General features: G+C 38.6%; 12 protein-coding genes and 1 tRNA gene. 7 read left to right on the top strand and 6 right to left on the bottom strand.

Annotated elements, in window-relative coordinates:
• Window positions 1-13 precede the first annotated feature (13 nt).
• The 3 genes from ACAY30_RS07195 (at window position 14) to ACAY30_RS07185 (ending at window position 2,141) form a co-directional block, all read left to right on the top strand.
• On the top strand, window positions 14-229 hold the full coding sequence (locus tag ACAY30_RS07195) for a DUF1414 domain-containing protein (RefSeq protein ID WP_290250359.1): 216 nt from the start codon (window positions 14-16) through the stop codon (window positions 227-229).
• Window positions 230-255: 26 nt separating this feature from the next.
• Entirely contained in the window at window positions 256-1,953 is a 1,698-nt protein-coding gene (locus ACAY30_RS07190) for a DUF3413 domain-containing protein (protein WP_290250358.1), read from the top strand.
• A 111-nt stretch (window positions 1,954-2,064) separates the two neighbouring features.
• Window positions 2,065-2,141 (top strand) — tRNA-Pro (locus tag ACAY30_RS07185).
• Between the two features lie 356 nt (window positions 2,142-2,497).
• Here ACAY30_RS07185 and ACAY30_RS07180 read toward each other — a convergent pair.
• Window positions 2,498-2,839, bottom strand: coding sequence for a hypothetical protein (locus ACAY30_RS07180; protein ID WP_290250357.1), 342 nt, complete (start codon window positions 2,837-2,839; stop codon window positions 2,498-2,500).
• Window positions 2,840-3,044: 205 nt separating this feature from the next.
• Between ACAY30_RS07180 and ACAY30_RS07175 the strand changes: the two genes are divergently transcribed.
• A complete protein-coding gene (locus tag ACAY30_RS07175; RefSeq protein ID WP_290250356.1) occupies window positions 3,045-4,481 on the top strand; it encodes a site-specific integrase in 1,437 nt (478 codons plus the stop codon).
• A 327-nt stretch (window positions 4,482-4,808) separates the two neighbouring features.
• A complete protein-coding gene (locus ACAY30_RS07170; RefSeq protein ID WP_290250355.1) occupies window positions 4,809-5,795 on the top strand; it encodes a potassium channel family protein in 987 nt (328 codons plus the stop codon).
• Between the two features lie 239 nt (window positions 5,796-6,034).
• Here ACAY30_RS07170 and ACAY30_RS07165 read toward each other — a convergent pair whose 3' ends face one another.
• Genes ACAY30_RS07165 through hsdR form a run of 4 tightly spaced genes read right to left on the bottom strand, consistent with a single transcriptional unit; the run spans window position 6,035 to window position 15,479 of the window.
• Window positions 6,035-9,730 (bottom strand): reverse transcriptase domain-containing protein, encoded by a 3,696-nt coding sequence (locus tag ACAY30_RS07165; protein WP_290250354.1) that lies wholly within the window; start codon window positions 9,728-9,730, stop codon window positions 6,035-6,037.
• Window positions 9,731-9,753: 23 nt separating this feature from the next.
• A complete protein-coding gene (locus ACAY30_RS07160; protein ID WP_290250353.1) occupies window positions 9,754-11,520 on the bottom strand; it encodes a restriction endonuclease subunit S in 1,767 nt (588 codons plus the stop codon).
• On the bottom strand, window positions 11,520-12,995 hold the full coding sequence (locus tag ACAY30_RS07155) for an N-6 DNA methylase (protein WP_290250352.1): 1,476 nt from the start codon (window positions 12,993-12,995) through the stop codon (window positions 11,520-11,522). The genes ACAY30_RS07160 and ACAY30_RS07155 overlap by 1 nt, the downstream gene beginning before the upstream one ends.
• Before the next feature lie 51 nt (window positions 12,996-13,046).
• Complete coding sequence (gene hsdR, locus ACAY30_RS07150; protein ID WP_290250351.1) at window positions 13,047-15,479, bottom strand: EcoAI/FtnUII family type I restriction enzme subunit R; 2,433 nt, start codon at window positions 15,477-15,479, stop codon at window positions 13,047-13,049.
• A gap of 195 nt (window positions 15,480-15,674) precedes the next feature.
• Here hsdR and ACAY30_RS07145 point away from each other — a divergent pair, with 195 nt between their 5' ends.
• Together ACAY30_RS07145 and ACAY30_RS07140 are read left to right on the top strand one after the other, a co-directional pair.
• Window positions 15,675-15,953 (top strand): hypothetical protein, encoded by a 279-nt coding sequence (locus ACAY30_RS07145; RefSeq protein ID WP_290250350.1) that lies wholly within the window; start codon window positions 15,675-15,677, stop codon window positions 15,951-15,953.
• Between the two features lie 306 nt (window positions 15,954-16,259).
• Window positions 16,260-16,646 carry a hypothetical protein gene (locus ACAY30_RS07140; protein ID WP_290250349.1) on the top strand — a complete coding sequence of 129 codons (387 nt, stop codon included), beginning with the start codon at window positions 16,260-16,262 and terminating at the stop codon, window positions 16,644-16,646.
• A 287-nt stretch (window positions 16,647-16,933) separates the two neighbouring features.
• On the opposite strand, the gene ACAY30_RS07135 is transcribed toward ACAY30_RS07140, so the two are convergent.
• Window positions 16,934-17,716 (bottom strand): helix-turn-helix domain-containing protein, encoded by a 783-nt coding sequence (locus ACAY30_RS07135; RefSeq protein ID WP_290250348.1) that lies wholly within the window; start codon window positions 17,714-17,716, stop codon window positions 16,934-16,936.
• Between the last annotated feature and the right edge of the window lie 233 nt (window positions 17,717-17,949).

The following is a 17,949-nucleotide window of genomic DNA, read 5'->3' as shown; positions in this document are numbered from 1 at the left end:
TCCGTTTAAGATAATGCCTATTGTATCGAAATATTCTAACGAACGTGTAGAAAAAATTGTTCAAAATCTTTTAGATGTCTTAGTTGATGACAATGTATCAACTGATTTAGCACTGATGTGCTTAGGAAACACCTTATCAACGATTATCACCAATCAAGTTCCTGCAAAGGACCGCGCAGCGATAATCAAAAACTTTAGCAAAGCGCTTGAACAATCAACGCAACAGTAAAATAACAAAAAACGGCAATTAATAATATGGTTAACAAGCAAAAATCGTCTTACAGTAAACGATTATTACATTTGATCAGCTGGGGACACTGGTTTACGTTTTTCAACATCGCTGCCGCCATAGTGATTGCCGTTGTTTTTCTCGATGCCGAAGGCATGCCAGAAACACTGTTGAGTAAAGTGTATATGGCCACCACTTGGTTGGGACATATGGCGTTCTTAACGTTTGTAACGTTTGTCTTAACGGTTTTCCCGATCACCTTGATATACCCCAAAACCCGATTTATCCGAGGTATCGCATCGGTGATCTTTACGGTGTTACTAACCCTATTGCTGTTAGATGGTTTTACCTACCACCAATTAGGTTATCACTTAAATTGGGCTTCAAGTGGACAAATCATATCGTTAGTAGAGAAACAGTACAGTGACAAGGCCCTGTCCTTTACCGGCATTGCCTTAGCCGCATTTATAGCGATTTTAATATTTGAATTGGTGGTCAGCAATTACGCCTGGAAACACCTCAAAGAGTTACAGCAAAAACGCTATTTAAAAGCCATTGTGGGCGGCTTGTTATTGTGCTTTGTTGCCAGTCATGTGATTCATATTTACGCTGATGCGAAAGTGGATTATCAGGTGTTGAAACAAGATAACATGTTGCCTTTTTCACACCCTGCAACAGCAAAAACACTGTTAACAAAATATGGTTTATTTGACCAACAAGACTATCGGGACCGTCGCAATAGCCCTATAACGCTAACACAAGGGGTATCACCCTACCCAAGTTTAGCTCCACAGTGTGCGTTGCTTGACCCCAAGCCGTACTCAGTATTTATTGTTTTAAACGACTCTAACCTGTCGAAGCATCAAATTGATCAGTTCAACAAGCAATCGGCTATTAAAGGCAGTAAGCTGATTAATCATATCGACAACGCCAATCAACAAGATGCTTGGTTTAATCTGCTTTTTAGCTTGCCTTCGCTGTACGCCAGTGAAATGCAAAAGCAAGATGCAACGCCTATGTTACTGCAGCAATTAGCCGCCAGTGACACGCCGGCGTCGCTCACTTTAATTAATGATTCAGAGCAAGCCTCTACGATACCTGATTGGCTATTAAATAAATTCGCTCAACACGATGAGTATCGCGATATTTCGCCGTTTGTTTTTGCCGACAGATTAAATAGTCTTGCCACTGGCCTGCACATTTTCTACTTTCAGGAAACCAGTGATTATCAATACGAGCTTTTTGTAAATGCGTTGCTACTGGCGCAAAAACAAAAGACGACCCAAGACGTGATCTGGATCACGAGCTTGGGTAATAAACGCGAAACAGGCGTGGTGTCGACAAAGCCATCGCTAGTGATTTGGCCTGATAAGCAAGCGCGAACCATTACCGAGCTGACCGCTAACATGGACATTGCCACGACACTATTGCGTTATTGGTATGAATGCCGCACACCGTATGAGCAATATGGCAACGGCCGCAATGTATACCGCATTCGCGATGATCGCATATTTGCCAATACGGTCGAAAATGGCTTGCTCGTGGTTAAGAAAGACAAAAATATCATTGTCGACCAGCAAGGCAATTTTGAAAGCTATTCTACCCAATTAGACACCTTGATCAGCGAAGATAGTGATATGCCCATGTTGATTGAAGGGGTAAACCAAATTAACTTGTTTAATCAACTGAATGTCCAGCTAAATGAAGAACCAGCGAAAAAATAGACGCTGTGATTAATAATTGTGCGAACGGACACCGTATTGATAAAAACCTGTTGCAAAAAACGCTTGAACGATTAACATGTAACTCGTTCATCCTAGTGGTATGAACCCAATCGGGATATAGCGCAGTCTGGTAGCGCGTGCGTCTGGGGGACGTGAGGTCGCAGGTTCAAGTCCTGCTATCCCGACCATATTTAAGAGCCTGTATTTACAGGCTTTTTTTATTTCCGCCGTTTCTGAATTTACGACCCAAATTCATTCCATCGCACATATATCGCACTTTGCATCGTTTTTGCGTGCAAAAATATGCAAAAATGAGCAAGTTCTTTTCCATATTAGTCAATCAATTAGGTTACTCGCAAGTGTTAAGTTTTGGCTATGAGAACCAGCGCTGCATTGTCAAAATTCAAAGGTTAGATATTTTCGAAGGTAGGATTTGGTTCTTAAATAGGAAAGGCAGATACTGGTGGAGCACACCAGTATCTGCCTTTTATGACAGGAATGATAATGAGCACCATTCCCTATTGTAGCAATCGGGAAATAGTCGTTAATTCAAAAAATCGCACATTGCCATTAAATCATCTGGGATCACAGATTCTGATGGTGATAGTTCAATAGTAGATGAATGCTCTTCAACAACAGGCTCTTCTTTTATTGTCACTTCCGTGTATTTAAATGCCCTTCCGCCTTCAGCTAATCGAGTAAGCCCATTTACAAACGTAACGACTTCTTCTCTTACATAAAGAACTTTCCCATCAACTTTAACAAATGGAGGCACTCGGCCTTGCGATATCAACTGTGAACCCTTAGCCCGACTTTTTTGTAGTTTGCTAACTGATATGTTTAAAAGCACTGCGGTTTGTTTTTCATTAAGTAAAAGTGGTTCCATGTTTTATCTCTGTACTGCTCAAATAGAGATATTTAAAAAGGAAAGCCGAAATTCCAGAAAAAAAGATTATGCTAAAAAATTGATTAAAAAAAATTACTACGTTGATTATTAAAGGAATAAAAATAAAGTTAGCATAATCACGATTTATTTATTTTTTTTAGTTTTTGTATCGTTCTCATATCGATTACTTCCGAGGACGATTTTTATGAACATTTTTTTATTGATCACCAATATTACTAACCTTTTAAAGCAAGCATCTTTGCCAACGGCGTCTTTTGATGCATCGTTATTGAACAGCTTGCAGCTACAAAAGTCAGAGAAAAATAACCCAAAAGTCATCAATGAACGATTGAATTCGTTTATTAACAGCCGCACACCAATGCTTGAATTTAAGGTGATGTCTGAAAAAGGTGTATATATTAGGCTATATCGAAAAAGCATCGAATTTAAGGATGGACAGGTTGATATATTAGCGCCAGAGGGTGTCGCTGTTTACCATCGAGGGCGTTACCCAGGCGAAAAGAATGCGCGCTACGAATTAATCGGGTATCTATCAAAATCTCTCGCAGACAAACTCATAACGCATATTAATGCCTATAATCAATTGACGTTGAAGTGCAAAGGTATCGACGCCTTTAACAAAATACCGACACTGGCAGAGTTTTTACCCACTTATGCCAACATCCTTTACATGCGAAACTCTCAAACCGTAAATAAGAAAATTGATTTAATAAAATCTAAATTCCCTCATTTAATGGGCTATCCAATGGACGAAATTAAAGGGAAGCAGCTCATCGATTTTGTTAATACCTATAAACGTAAAAGAACGGCTACACAAATTCAGAATAACGAAAGCCCATACACGGTAGAAGAGTCAACGATCAAAGACTGGGTTTGTACTTTGAGAGGCGCTCTAAAAGCCGCCGCCTCATATACAGGCTTATTCAAGTGTTGTGATTCTTTATGGGATAAAGCGCTGAAATTTAAAATAGACAACGAAAGTGACAAGTATCTCACCGATACTGAAATCCAAATACTAATACAGAGCCTTAAACAACGTGATGAACGCAAATTAAAAGATAATCAACAAAATTGTCAGTTCTCAGACTATCTCGCCCCCCTCGTTCTGCTATGTCTTTCAACAGGTTTGCGCCCTGTTTATGCTCTGGCCCTAAAATGGTCAGACATTGATAAGGAAAATATGAATATTAGGATCCGAGCTACCAAAGGCAAAATAAAGGAGACACAATATCTTCCGTTAAGCGATGAAGCTCTAGCGCTATTAAGCGAGTGGAAAAAACATTCTGTACACACACAAAGCACCGGTAATTGGTTATTTCCATCACCGGTAAAGAACGGATGCCATATCGTTAGCTACAAAAACGCGTTAACGAGCTTCAAAAAGCAATACAACCTAGATTTCGTTTTATACGACACACGCCACACGTTTGCGACATTGGTTACTAAAATTTATAAAAACATTCAGACTACGCAGGCCCTGCTGCTACAAAAGGACGCCAAGTCAACCAAACGATATGCGCGAGTATTAGAAACATCAAAGGCAAGCGCTGCCAATGATTACGTGGCTCAGTATCCTGTGTTTTCGCTGTATACTGGTGAAAGTAAAATGTTACCAATTTAACATTTTACTTGTACTAGCTCATATCTAATCTTACAGTTTCGATGAATAGGTTTGGACTTCATCTGACAGACAGCTATGTCGAGATGCAGACGGTCACCACCGTGAAGGCGGTGACTCTTTCAAACAATGAGCGGACATTTAATATTGGGATTTTGATCAGCGCGAGTTTACTAATAGCCGTCGTCGAAGAATAGAAAAGAATATAATTGCTGGCGGAAAGACAATTTTCTATAGTCTATTTATATATTGACACATGAACATTTAAGCGCAACCTGCTACAAAACCACAGAGGGTATATAAGGAGTTTATAAAATCATGAAGCGCCTAATGAAAAACCCTTTTGTATTTCTTTATATATATTTCGCAATTACTCTGTTATTCGCAGTTTTTTACGCGCTATTAGATTTCATTTTTAAAGTACCACTATCTTGGTATGAAGCTCTTTATTTTAGTGTTGTCACAATAACTACATTAGGGTTTGGAGATATATCACCTAACCATTGGGTTGGAATGTTACTGGTCTCATTGGAATCTTTACTTGGAATATTTATTATCGGTGTTTACCTAAACTCCTTGGCACACAGGGTCGCTTCTGAAGAAGCAGATATAATAAACGAACAAGCAAGAGAGCGAGAAAAGAAATTTCGGCAACCGATAGAGTTAAGAGTTGCAAAGCGATTGTATGAGTATCATCAAACACTCTTCTTTTCTTTTTCTCAAATACTAGATTTAGAAGAGTTTATTGACTCTGAAAATCATGACTTCTTCAAATCTGGATTGCGTAATTTCTCTATACGTTACAGTAAAGAAAAGAAATGCGAGTTATCTGGGTATAAGCTGTATGCTGCTGCAAACCTTGGAAGAGTTGAAGAGGAATTTAAACTTAGTGATAACGCCTACTTAGCCCTTAAAAAGTCTTTAAATGAAAACGGTTCCGGCCTTTCGGTTGAATTGCAATCCCTAGCAATAAATTACATTAATTTGGCAAATTCATTTCATACACAAACGTTGAAATCGCTCCTTTTGGCTTACAGAGCGATTTATAAGAATGCCACTAAAGACTCTATGGCGGGAGGCCTAAATTTTGATGTGACATTTGACCATGAGAAAGCTCAAGAAATGTTTTCATTAATAGAGAAAGTAACTAATTCCTTCCCTATAATTAAATTTTCAGAGTTCCTAGATCAGACGGGCGTTTATTATAGGTTCGATAATCCCGAAAGTTTTTTGAATGATGTAAAAGAAATAAATAAAGTAAACCCTACTTTGAATATATACACTATTTTAGATGGGCAAGTAGAATATTTAACATAGACATCGAACTAACCCTCTCATTGCTCCGAGCGGCAGCTTCAGGTACTAAGAAGATCTTTGCCTTCGCAAGGATGACGGGTAGATAATGACACATTTACGACTGTCAGATTTGATTGAGTTCTGTTAATCGAGTCTGACAGATCGAGTTAAAACTTATTCATTTTACTTTTAGGTAGTGCTTTCCTTATGCACAGCACTACCTAAATGGTTAATAACTTTGTCCTCCAAATAATGACTTGTTATTTTACACCTGCTGGCTTGGCTTTCACTTCTTTATAAGCTTTTTTAGGTCGCCTAAAAGCTGCTAGATCAATATCAGCAGTATTAATAGATATTTGCCCTACGCCATGAACATGAGAAATTAGCTTGTCATACGGTTGCTTATAAGGTGCTTGAATTGTAGAACCACCAAACTCACCGATGTTGCAGATTACGACATGCTGATACATATGCCATTGAAGCGCAGAAGCCATATTATCAAATGTATTAACGTCTTTATTATGCGCTGCTACAACAAATAAATCAGTCTTATCTCGTAAATCAGCTGCCAGTTTAATATCTGTAGCGTCATAGCATATTGCACCTGTTATTCGAAATGGCCCTTCACTATGGCCGTGAACTTCCAAAATATGCTGACAAGGTCGATAGCTTGTTATACCTAGTAGAACCTCATTTTGGTTCATGTGATGTTTGCCCTGATCTCTAATCACCCATTGGCGGCCGCTTTCTCGATAATCAGGAATAAACCACCTAGCAATATTTACAAGCTTGCCTTTGTGGTCTGTAAATACCAAACCAGCAAATATAATGGCATTGGTTTTATCTGCTAAGCGTTTAATTAAGTCCTGATCATCTATATGAACGGCGACTTCTGGGAAAACAATTAAATCAGCAGTTGGTTTTTTGTCTTGCTCATCGGCAATTCGTTTAGCCTCTAACGTTTTTAACGTTAGGCTACATATCGAAGCTAAGTGCTCTCTATGTTTTGCACGAATCTTGGGCTGGTTTAACTCAATATCTGAGGGATTAAAATCAGTAGTCTTAGGAAGAATTTGTTGAACTGTAACAATTCTAAAGTCTTTGTCGAATTTATTAGGACGATGAACTTCAGTAGGTAGCGCTGGTAATTCGCTTGACTTGCACATTAAATCATTCAATTTATCTAAGCGTGATTCAACACAATTCTTAAAAGACTCTAAATCTTGTATCAACTGAACATCTAAACTTTTTACATATGAAGATTCAAAACCAGGCCACTGGAGGCAACGCATTAATAAATCTGAGAACCAGTCACTGACTGTAGCATATTCACCAATCAATGCTTCTGGCGCATGAATCATGCCCATACGCCTCTTATACCAACTACTTCTTAACCCTTTGTAAGTTACCGTCTTGCTCGGTTTCCATTGAGTGCTTGTATAATCTGCGCCACCTAATACCGCCGCTCGCAATATGCTACCAATCCAGTACAGGACTGCGTTATCTGGGTCACTTAGTGCATCTACCCAAGTTGGTACTACAAAACGAGGGTCTTTCACTCCAACAGTAGCAGAACACTTAATCGCCTTGATATTATTTTTCCAAATTTCATCCCAAGAATCGTTGCCCTCGAACGAAACATTAATAGCGTTTGGCGAAGTTCCAATAATATTTGGTTTTTCAGCGGCAAGATCTAACAAACCCAGTGCCAATTTCAGTGCGCCATGCTCAAACCTAAATCCATTTAATTCAGAAGTGATAACTTTAGAAAGTAACTGCTTTCTTGGCTTCGGTAGTGAGTTTGCAGCAGGTTCTGCCCACTTTAGCTGTTTAATTAGTGTAGTTAGTTTTTGTTTCTTTAGTTGTTTCCATAACGCTAGCCAAAATGGGCCACCCCGCTTTGCAAATACAGCTAATGCAGCAACTCTCTTATCCTTTAATGCCGAAATATTTTCAATAAATAACGATGCAAAGGTATCAAAGTGACCTGTAATTTGGGCTGCGACTTCAAATAACGCGGCTCGCTGGGAACGATACTCTTCAGGGTTATTCGCTAGGATCTTGTGCAAAGACTGCTGAATAGAATTAGAACCAAGTTCTATAAGTACAGGCTTATTAACTACAGCCAGTAGCATTAACGCTTGGCGCTGAACAAACGTTAACTTAGTTGCTTTAGGAATTATTTTTTGAGCATATCTTACTAGTAGTTCAATGACAGAATTTGGTTCTAATTTAGCTGGATATTTTATTACTTGAAAATAGCCGTTAAAGTCACTTGCACACCTGAACAAGTCCGCTAATAAATAATCCATTATCGCAGCTGTTGTAGTGTCTTTGCTTTTCTTAGCGTCGCTGAAACTGCTTCGTTGATAAATTGATTCAAATACAGGCTCAAACAAATCAGCATCAGGGTAAACTTCAATTGCTTTTCTTAAAACCAAGCCTAAAGAAGGATCTTTCATCCAAGCAACAATCAGCTTTTTAGCTAGTAATTCATTTTCAGATTCTGACAGCGAAATCCTCGACTCATCACCGTCAAAACTCATTTTTCGTTTGCTCCGAACAATAGACTCCAGTCTATTCGCAGCAAACCGTTTTAAGGTATCGGGTCTAATATCATGATCGAAATTTGCTATCGACAATAAGCTAGCATCAGGCGTTCCGTCATCTAAAAAGCTTAGAGATTCATTCTCAATAGTTAATAAGTTTTCTAAAACGCCAGTAATAGAATCAATAGAGTCTCTATCAGTAGGGCCACTTAACTCACTCTGCAAAAGCTTAATTCTATTTGCCATGCTACCTTTATTATCAAGATCAGATAACAAGTTTACTTTGGTCTTTTTGTTATTTATTTTTAACTTTTCACCGCCATGTGAGTGCAGCTTTTTTTCAATGAACTGATTCACGGCTTCTGAAATAGCCGAAATTGACTGATTGTCAGCAGACACTACAAGCCTAAGATCATCAACATATCGACAGTAATCATGTAAAGTAACGCCCGTTGTCTTATCGATTATCTTACTAATAGATGAGCCAACTTCTTTATCGAAGTTATTCAGGTAGGCATTGGCGAAAAAGCCAGCTGATACTAGCCCTTGAGGTAAACCTAATTTGATAGCTTCATCATCTAAGTTTAGTTTTTTAGCTGCAGCTAAATCTTCAGTACGCCATTTCCAAGCAAATAGTCCTCTTAGCCTGTCCCAAAAATCATCTTGTAATTCATGACAAAATTCAACAGCTAACTCTTGTAAACGATCAATTAATATATCGATGTCAATTGTATTGTAGAACTTTGACAAGTCTAAATTCACAACATATACATCTTCATTCCCTGAGCTAACATTGGCAACTTCTCGGCCTATTTCTAGTGGGCGATTTAAAAAGTTTTGATAGTCGGTAAAGAATTTGCGATAAGTTTCGCTATTGCCCCAACGAAACCAAGCTTTATCCTCTTTGCTCCAGTCACAAAGTAATCGATTTCCGTAGCTATAAACTTTCTTATTTCTGGCTTTTTCAAATGGTAGATATTCACACTTACCTTGAGCTGTTTCAACGGCATCCGCCAAACACATCATCGCAGCTGTAGCCCAAGTCTGGTCTCGTATAGTTAAGTGGGCTAAAGGTCTAATAGGTAACTTATCTTTTCCATCTTTCGCTTTTCGCTCACCATCTTTAACAGTCCACCCTTTTTTAGAGACTTCCCAGTTTTCGCTCTTAGCGGCGGGCACTAACTCCAAGTCATTTAATGGTTTACCTTCTAATAAGGCTTTAGCCCATATCTTGGCATTTTCCTCTATTGTTAAAGCAGAAATATCAAGTGCTAAGGTATCTGCGTACCAGTTAAAAGAGCGTATATAGCCATGTGTTTTCTTCCATGCTTGGGCGATAACAACTTCATCAGTTAAATAATCTAAAGAAGGTTTTAATGCGCGATATTTTTCATTAATGAGTTTCATTTAACGTCCTTGTTACTAATTGGCTAGTTTACGAGTGAAGATGATATCGAATCAGATAAATTCTTTTGTGTAACTCTTACTCGGCGAACTCTAGATTTCAGACTGTCACAAATTTCGAATAAATGATTTATTTTCTCAGAAATTCTTATTTGTTCTGCGATAGGCGGTAACGGAAATGCATAAAGCTTTACGCTATTAGCTGATAGATTTGGTTGGGCAGAGCCGTTGTCAAACCTGAAAATTTGGCTTCTCCCAAATGGACTAATAAGATACCAATATACAAACTTATTAAGCTCAAGTTTATGTAGTCGTATAATCATCAATGATGAAGCAATCGCTCCGAAATTAAAAGGCTCTACAAATGCAGTTTTGCCGAATGTTGCCCCTCTCAAACAATAAACAAGATCCCCTTTTTCAACCTTGCCACTTCTCAATGAATCGAATTTTTCTGGCGTTATAAAATTCATATCTCGTTTAGAAAGAGTTCCATTTTTTTCAATATGACCTGTGTTTATCCAAGGAACTCCATCTGAGACGTATTCAGACTTATTTGGATAATTCTTTCCTCTATCACCATTGATAAATTCAGCTAAACTTCCAAATTTGCACCACACCCAACCAGAGGGTAATTCAAATCCCATCTCTTCCTGAGATATTGGCATTAACTCTTTCTGCTTTTTGATTTTCTTATCTTTGATTAGCTGTTCTTTTTCTTCAGCTATTCGTTCTAACAATGCCGACGCTGGTTCGTCGTTAGGATCTTGTTTTACCAGTTTGCCCATTACTGCAAGTTGCAGGATGGTTTGTTTTAGCTGCTCGATGCTGTCTTCGGTGGTGAATAAGGTGTCAAAGTGTTCGCTAATGCGTTGCCAGCTTTCGTTTAATTCATCAGCGTCTTTGGCGTTGGTGAGCGTCGCCAATAACGTTTCAACGAGGGTTTTATGCGCTTCAATACTTGATTCAGTTTTTGATTCAAGATGATCGCAAAGAGCCAGTAACTCATTGACCTTTTTTACTATTGCTCGCTGTTCTTCAATTGGAGGCAGTCCAAAAGGAATTAGCTCTAATGTGGCTTGACTCAGTGCTGGAACTGAGGTTCCAGCTTGATATTGTGCCATATCTATTGAACATAGGTATATGTAAAGGTACTCATCAAAAACAGAAGAATATGGTGTAATACCCAAACAATTGTTATCGATAACTGTAGCTTGAACTAGCATTCTCCTTTTATTGGTAGCAATAGCACCACCAATCTTAGGAAAAATAACTGTAGATTTGCCGTGCACTTTTAACTTTTTAGATTCGACAGTGTTTTTCGAAACGGTGTTAGTCGTACTTTTAATAAATTTATCATTTCCATCCAAGTTCATATCACTAACTTTACAAACAAGAACTTCTTCTCCTTTCACTCCCTGAATTGCTGTCGGAATACCTGAGCCAATAGCCCAATATCCAATATCTCCCAAAACCGTGCACTTCCAATGCTCAGGAAAGCTTTGAACTATTTTCTCTTCGACAGCAGGAAATACTTTTTGCTTTTTTATCTTTTTATTTTTTACTAATAGCTCTTTTTCTGAAGAAATCTGTTCAATCAGTTGTTCCACTGGTTCGTGGCTAAAATCTCTGTCTACCAATTTTCCTGATACAGCTAACCCAAGAATCAACTCTCTGAGTTTTTTAATCCCATAAAGCTCAAGTTTGTTTGAGCTGCCTCTGCTTGATGCCGATTTGGTCTTAACTGCCGATGTCCAAATATCCAAATTATCTGTAATAAAATTTTCGACAGACATTACGCTTTACCCTCATCATTTGATGAAAGAGCATCTGCTAGAATGCCCTTTAATTGGTTGCGTAATTGCTGAATATCTTTTTGCTGAGATTGATATTGTGCAAGTAGTTCATCTGGGTCGTGATTTACTTGCTCTCCTACGTGTGGATTTTTAATGTCTAGGTTGAAGTTACGTTCAATAACCTCATCTATCGATACTTTCCAAGCGTGTTCATTTTCAACACGGCTAGCAAAATTATCTGCTTCATCGCCCCACCACTCAATTTCAGCTTTAAACTCTTCGAACTTCATTGGCTTGGTTTTAGAGTAGTTTTTCACGCCCGCAGGATATGGGTGCTCATAAAACCAGATATCTTTTGTTTTCTGGCCTTTGGTGAAAAATAGGATGTTGGTTTTAATACCTGTATACGGGTTAAATACGCCGTTAGGCAATCTTAAAATGGTGTGAAGGTTACACTCTTCGGTTAACAGCTTTTTAATTTTGGTTTTAACACCTTCGCCAAATAAGGTGCCGTCTGGTAATACTACAGCTGCACGGCCACCATCTTTTAATACTTCAACAATAAGCTGTAAGAATAAGTCGGCCGTTTCACGCGTACGCATTTCTGATGGAAAGTTTTGCTCGATGCCATCTTCTTCCGTACCACCAAACGGTGGGTTGGTGACGATAACATCAAAATCGCTGTCCCAGCTTGATAATGGTTTGTTTAAAGTGTTGCCATGCTTAACTTGCACTGGAACTTCAATACCATGCAGCATCATATTGGTTGTGGCTAATAAGTGCGGTAGCTGTTTCTTTTCGACACCATGAATTTGGCTTTGCAGTGTTTTGTGATCAGCTACTGTTTTCACGTAATTATTTTTTACGTGATCAACAGAGCAAGCTAGAAAACCACCTGTACCACAAGCCGGATCGAAAACTTGCTCGCCTAACTTTGGATCTATGCGGTTTACCATAAAGCGTGTTACCGCGCGAGGAGTATAGAACTCGCCAGCATTACCCGCACTTTGTAAGTCTCGTAGAATTTGCTCGTAAATATCACCAAACAAATGACGCTCTTTTGAGTCGGTAAAGTCTACTTCATTAAGTTTATTGATCACCTGGCGAAGTAACGTACCGTTTTTCATGTAGTTAAACGCATCAGAGAAGGCTTCTTTTACAACAAATCCACGCGGATTCTTGTCAATTGGTGCGGTAAAGTTTTTCAGTGTTGGAAATAAGTCGTCATTAATAAAATTAAGAAGCTCATCCCCCGTGATACCTTCTGCATCTGCGGCCCATTCTCGCCACAAGTATTGCTCAGGAATTGGCGCACGATAGTCATCCATTTCGAATTCAAGCTCTTCTTCTTGAGCGTCAAATATTTTTAGGAAAAGTAACCATGATAATTGACCTAAACGCTGTGCATCGCCATCGACACCAGCATCTTTGCGCATGATATCTTGGATGGACTTAATAACTGTACTAATAGACATGTTAAATACTTCTTTATATAAATTGGATAATGCAGCCTAACTGAGCCTTAACTAGGCTGTCTTGTTAGGCTGAATTTCATAAATAGCTTTTTCTAATTCGATAATTGCGGATTCATATTGCTTTTTACCACCGAATCCTTTTTTGGCGATTTCTAATGGACGACCAAGTTCAACAATTTTGCCTGTTTTAAGGGCATCTTTGCTTTCAATGGCTGCAACGCCTTCATCACTGTATTTATTGAGTAACTCGTTTAATACAGATTGCGCCATATCACCATATTTAGTGAAATAGTTGCGCTTTTTGACATTATTAGCGCGTTCTTTACGAGTAAGTGGTGGTTGATCAAAAACCACATGGCAGATCATATCAAATGGATCTAGGTCTTTACCCACTTCTTGTTCTAATACTTCCCAGATAATGCCTTCATCGGCTAGTTCGTCGATAATTGCTTGTTTGCGTTCTGCTTCATCCCAACGACGAACGAACTCATCAAGGGAGCTAAATGATTTAGTTAGCGTTTTACGGGTATAGTCTTTAAATGACTCAGTAACGAGTTTGCCGTCTTCATCATAATACTGAACACGCTCGCCGAGCTTTTTGACCTTTACACCATTTACATGATATTTGTTGATCTTATCATCATCTTCACCCCAATCATTATTTCCGCCTTGCCCTGGTGGGTTAGACTCTTTCTCCCCTCCGGTGTTATAACCTGAGTCCGGTTCATTGGTTTCGTTATTATTAGCGGGATCTTCCATCGTATCATCAAAATCTGAGTCTGGATTGTTAATGTCCACAGGCTTAGTTGTGATGATTTTCTCTGGTATACCATCGAAGCGTTCATCAGCGAACAATTCTGTGGCTTTTTTAAAATCTAAAATTGTAAACCATAACTTGCCGAACTTATCGTCTATACGAGTTCCACGACCGATGATTTGTTTAAACTTGGTCATGGATTGAATGTTTTGATCAAGTACAACCAATTTACAGGTTTTGGCATCAACGCCTGTTGTCATGAGTTCGGAGGTTGTGGCAATAACTGGATAAGCTTTCTTAGGATTAATAAAGTTGTCTAATTGAGCTTTACCAATCTCATCATCGCCTGTTATTTTCATTACGTATTTGTCGTTCTTAGCAACTTGTTCAGGGTTGCAATTTACCAACGCGCGTCGCATACGTTCAGCGTGATCAATGTCGTTGCAAAACACAATGGTTTTAGCCATTGGATCTGTGCGTTTTAAATAGTTGGTGATTGTTTCGGCGACAAGTTGGGTACGCTCGTCAATAACGAGTGTGCGATCGAAATCTTTTTGGTTATAAATCCGATCTTCTACTTCATGACCTTGTTTATCAACCATGCCCTTGGTTGGACGCCATCCTTGTAAATCAACATCAATATCAACACGAACAACTTTATAAGGAGCTAGGAAACCATCTTCAATACCTTCTTTTAATGAGTATTGATAAACAGGCTCTCCAAAGTAGTCGATATTAGATACTTCATTGGTTTCTTTAGGGGTTGCTGTTAAACCTATCTGTGTTGCAGAAGAGAAGTATTCTAGTATTTCACGCCAGGCACTATCTTCTGAAGCACTGCCACGATGACACTCATCAATGATAATTAAATCAAAGAAATCAGGATCTACCTGTTTGAATGCTTTTTGATGTTCTTCAGGCCCTGTTAAAGCTTGATAAAGTGCAAGATGCACCTCATAAGCAGGATCTACTTTTCGCCCCGTAATTTTAGTCATGGCTTGACCAAATGGCTGAAAGTCATTTATGCGAGTTTGATCAACCAGTACGTTTCTATCAGCTAAAAACAAAATACGTTTTTTGGCTTTTGATTTCCATAAACGCCAAATAATTTGAAACGCTGTATATGTTTTTCCTGTACCTGTTGCCATAACCAGTAGTATGCGATCGTTGCCTGACGATACGGCTTCTACCGTTTTATTAATGGCTTGTAATTGATAATAGCGTGGGGACTTACCTGAACCATCATCATAATAATCTTGAGTGATAACTGGAAGTTGAGCTGGTTGGTATCCTTTGTATAAGCAGAGCTTATTCCACAACTGTTCAGGTGTTGGGAAATCTTCTAACGCTAGTTCTGTCTCTAATTGAAGGGTGTTGGTTTTGTCATGAAAGATAAAACCGTCGCCATTGCTTGCAAACACAAAAGGAACGTCGAGTAAATTGGCGTAATCTAACCCTTGCTGCATTCCTTTACCAATTTCATGCTTATTGGCTTTAGCCTCTATAACAGCTAAAGGAATTGAAGGTTTATGGTAAAGAACGATATCTGCACTTTTAACTTTTTTACGTGCGGCAACCATGCCTCTAACTACGACTTTACCGTCACGAAGCTTAACTTCCTGACGGATTTGTGTCATATCATCCCAGCCAGATTTTTTTACCGATGGCAAAATAAACTTTGTGATGATATCAGTTTCACTCAAGTCTTTTTTGTTTATAGAAGGCATAGCTTACTCCACTTCCTGTCAAACAAACTAATTAATTACCTAAAAATTCGAAGAGATTTTAATGCCCTAGCTAAAGGTTTAGAGCTAAGCATTTATAGTTTTGTACAAAACGAAAATGCTTTCAGAAAGTATCAGAAATCTTATACTTAGTAAAGGAAAGCAAACGTTAACTTATTGTAAGAAGGAAGGTTATTTTTGGGATTGTTCAATTTTTTATTTGGTGGTATATCTAGCTCTATTGATGTTAGTGCAACTACCCATGCTGATATCACTAGTTCATCAGATCCTAGTGTTAATATTGATGGCACGCCAATGGTTGGCTCTGTTGATATCAACGGTAATCCTTATGGTGTTACTTCAATGGATGATAGCCTGCACTCAACCTGTTTAATCGACAATTCCTATTCATCATTCGATAACACGAGCAGTTTTGATTCTTTCGACTCAAGTTGCTCAGGCTTTGACGATTGGTAAACCAAATAGAAACTTAAAAAGTTAGCATAATCTCATTTTTTTTATTTTTACCAAATTGCGTATTCTGATGGTGCGTAAAGTATTTCAAGTTGGTGCGACACGGTATTAGCTAAGAATATGATCATTTAACCCTTAGTTTCATTAACACAGAATTGAGATACAAAGCGCCCTCCCACGAATAAAAATCAATTAAGGGAGGTATCAATTAGATTGACGTCAATCGCCTTTTGCTCTTTTACGCGGTTTAGTAAATTTCGCTCATAACGAGGCTAGTTATTGGAAAGGTCAATAACTAAAGGAATTAATATGAGCGACACGATCGAATTTTACAAAAATTACTCTCGCAGAAGCAAATCCCCGTGGGATGATGCCGCGCGAGTGGCTATGCTGTGGCAGCCGGACACGAAGCAAGGCATTTATTTGCATATTGGCGCGTTCGGTATAAATGGCATTGGTCTAAGTAAAGCATTTCAAGAGAAAATGCCGGATGGCTTACAATGCCAATATCTAGTGTTCGAGCGTTTAGACATCGTTATGCACGTGTTTGCTGAAGAAATACAGCAATACTGCATCGATAATGTTTCAACTAAAGACTTTAAAGAAGTGTTTTTACTCAACCAAGATGCGTTTTTCAACGACATCAGCAAGTCATATTGGCAATTAGCATACGATAATTATTGTAAAACAAACTAATCTCAGGAGCCGTTATTGGCTCCTTTTTAATGAAACTGCATTAATTTCCCAGTCCGGCATCTATATATAAATAACTGGATATTACTTTCTCGCTGCTGCAAGCGGGGGCCTTAATTAGGCACTACTAAAAACTAGGTACGCAGAACCCTAGCCTCTAGAGCGGTCTCGGCGGTACGCTGTTATTCGTTCCCCCAGTTATAAGCTGGACATAGATTAAAATTAGAGAACATCGAAATAAGCCGCTTGTTAGCGGCTTATTTCATTTACTAAGTCATGTTGGTAAAATTTTACCAAAATTTATTATAGAGAATCGAAATGAGTTCTTTGCTATAAATGTATTTGATTGACTGTGAAAAAAACTCACGATCCAATTCATTCTCTGGCTTATCAATCAGTTTAGTGTTTACCCTCTCGGCATCTTTAACAAATCTCCTTCTATGAGAAAATACAAGCACTTTGTTGAAGTTTTCGCCAGATTCAATGGCTCGTTTATAGCGTCTCAATAAATCTAGGCGATGGATTATCGTCTTACTTGAGCATTCGACTTCAATGGCGATAACCTCGCCAGAATTATTGTCATCGTCCGACACTTGATAACAAATTGCATCCACTCTTCTTTTTTTACCTTTAGAATCTTTTTCTTGCTCTCTTTCAGTAATGAAAAATGCGTATTTCTCTTGCTGAATTCCTATAGCGACGATAGCTTGAGTTATAAGATCATGAGTGACTGATTTTGGATTGATGGTACTTGGCTTGATATTGTATTTTAGCTGTTCATTATGGAGTTCTTCCAACATTCGTACTGCTTTTGGCTTTAATAAAAATATACGTTTATCTCGTGTTGCATAGGTGGCAACTTCATTAATGACATCATCTTTAACTAGTCGTTTAACCATTCGGTTAACAACAGAACGGTCAACGTCCCAAAGTAACTCAATCACTGAGACCGACGTAAAACCAAAACGATAAATCCAATCCAATAAAGAATATTGCTTTGCATTGTGGCGTGCTTGTGTCGAATTCGACTTTTGATATTTTTGCGGTATCCCCCGCTCTTGATGATAAATCATAAACTTGCTCCTTTTAATAATACATAGGAGAGTCACAGGGGGATTGTCTTGAATTACAAGACAAACAATTGATTTCTTTCAGGCAATCAACAAAAGACAAGCGATTTTAAAATCGCCTTTACCATTTCATGGTATTGAATAAACCATTGCTTGCTGCAAGCGACTCGTCGCTTTCCACAGCGCTTTTGGCTTCACCAAAAACATGGCTTATTCAGCGCCCTCCGTCTGCCCTA

It is taken from the genome of Thalassotalea ponticola, assembly GCF_041379045.1.
In the GTDB taxonomy this organism is placed as follows: Bacteria; Pseudomonadota; Gammaproteobacteria; order Enterobacterales; family Alteromonadaceae; genus Thalassotalea_A; species Thalassotalea_A ponticola.
The sequence above is the reverse complement of the archived record's forward strand: the minus strand, read 5'-3'. Positions and strand labels throughout refer to the sequence as shown.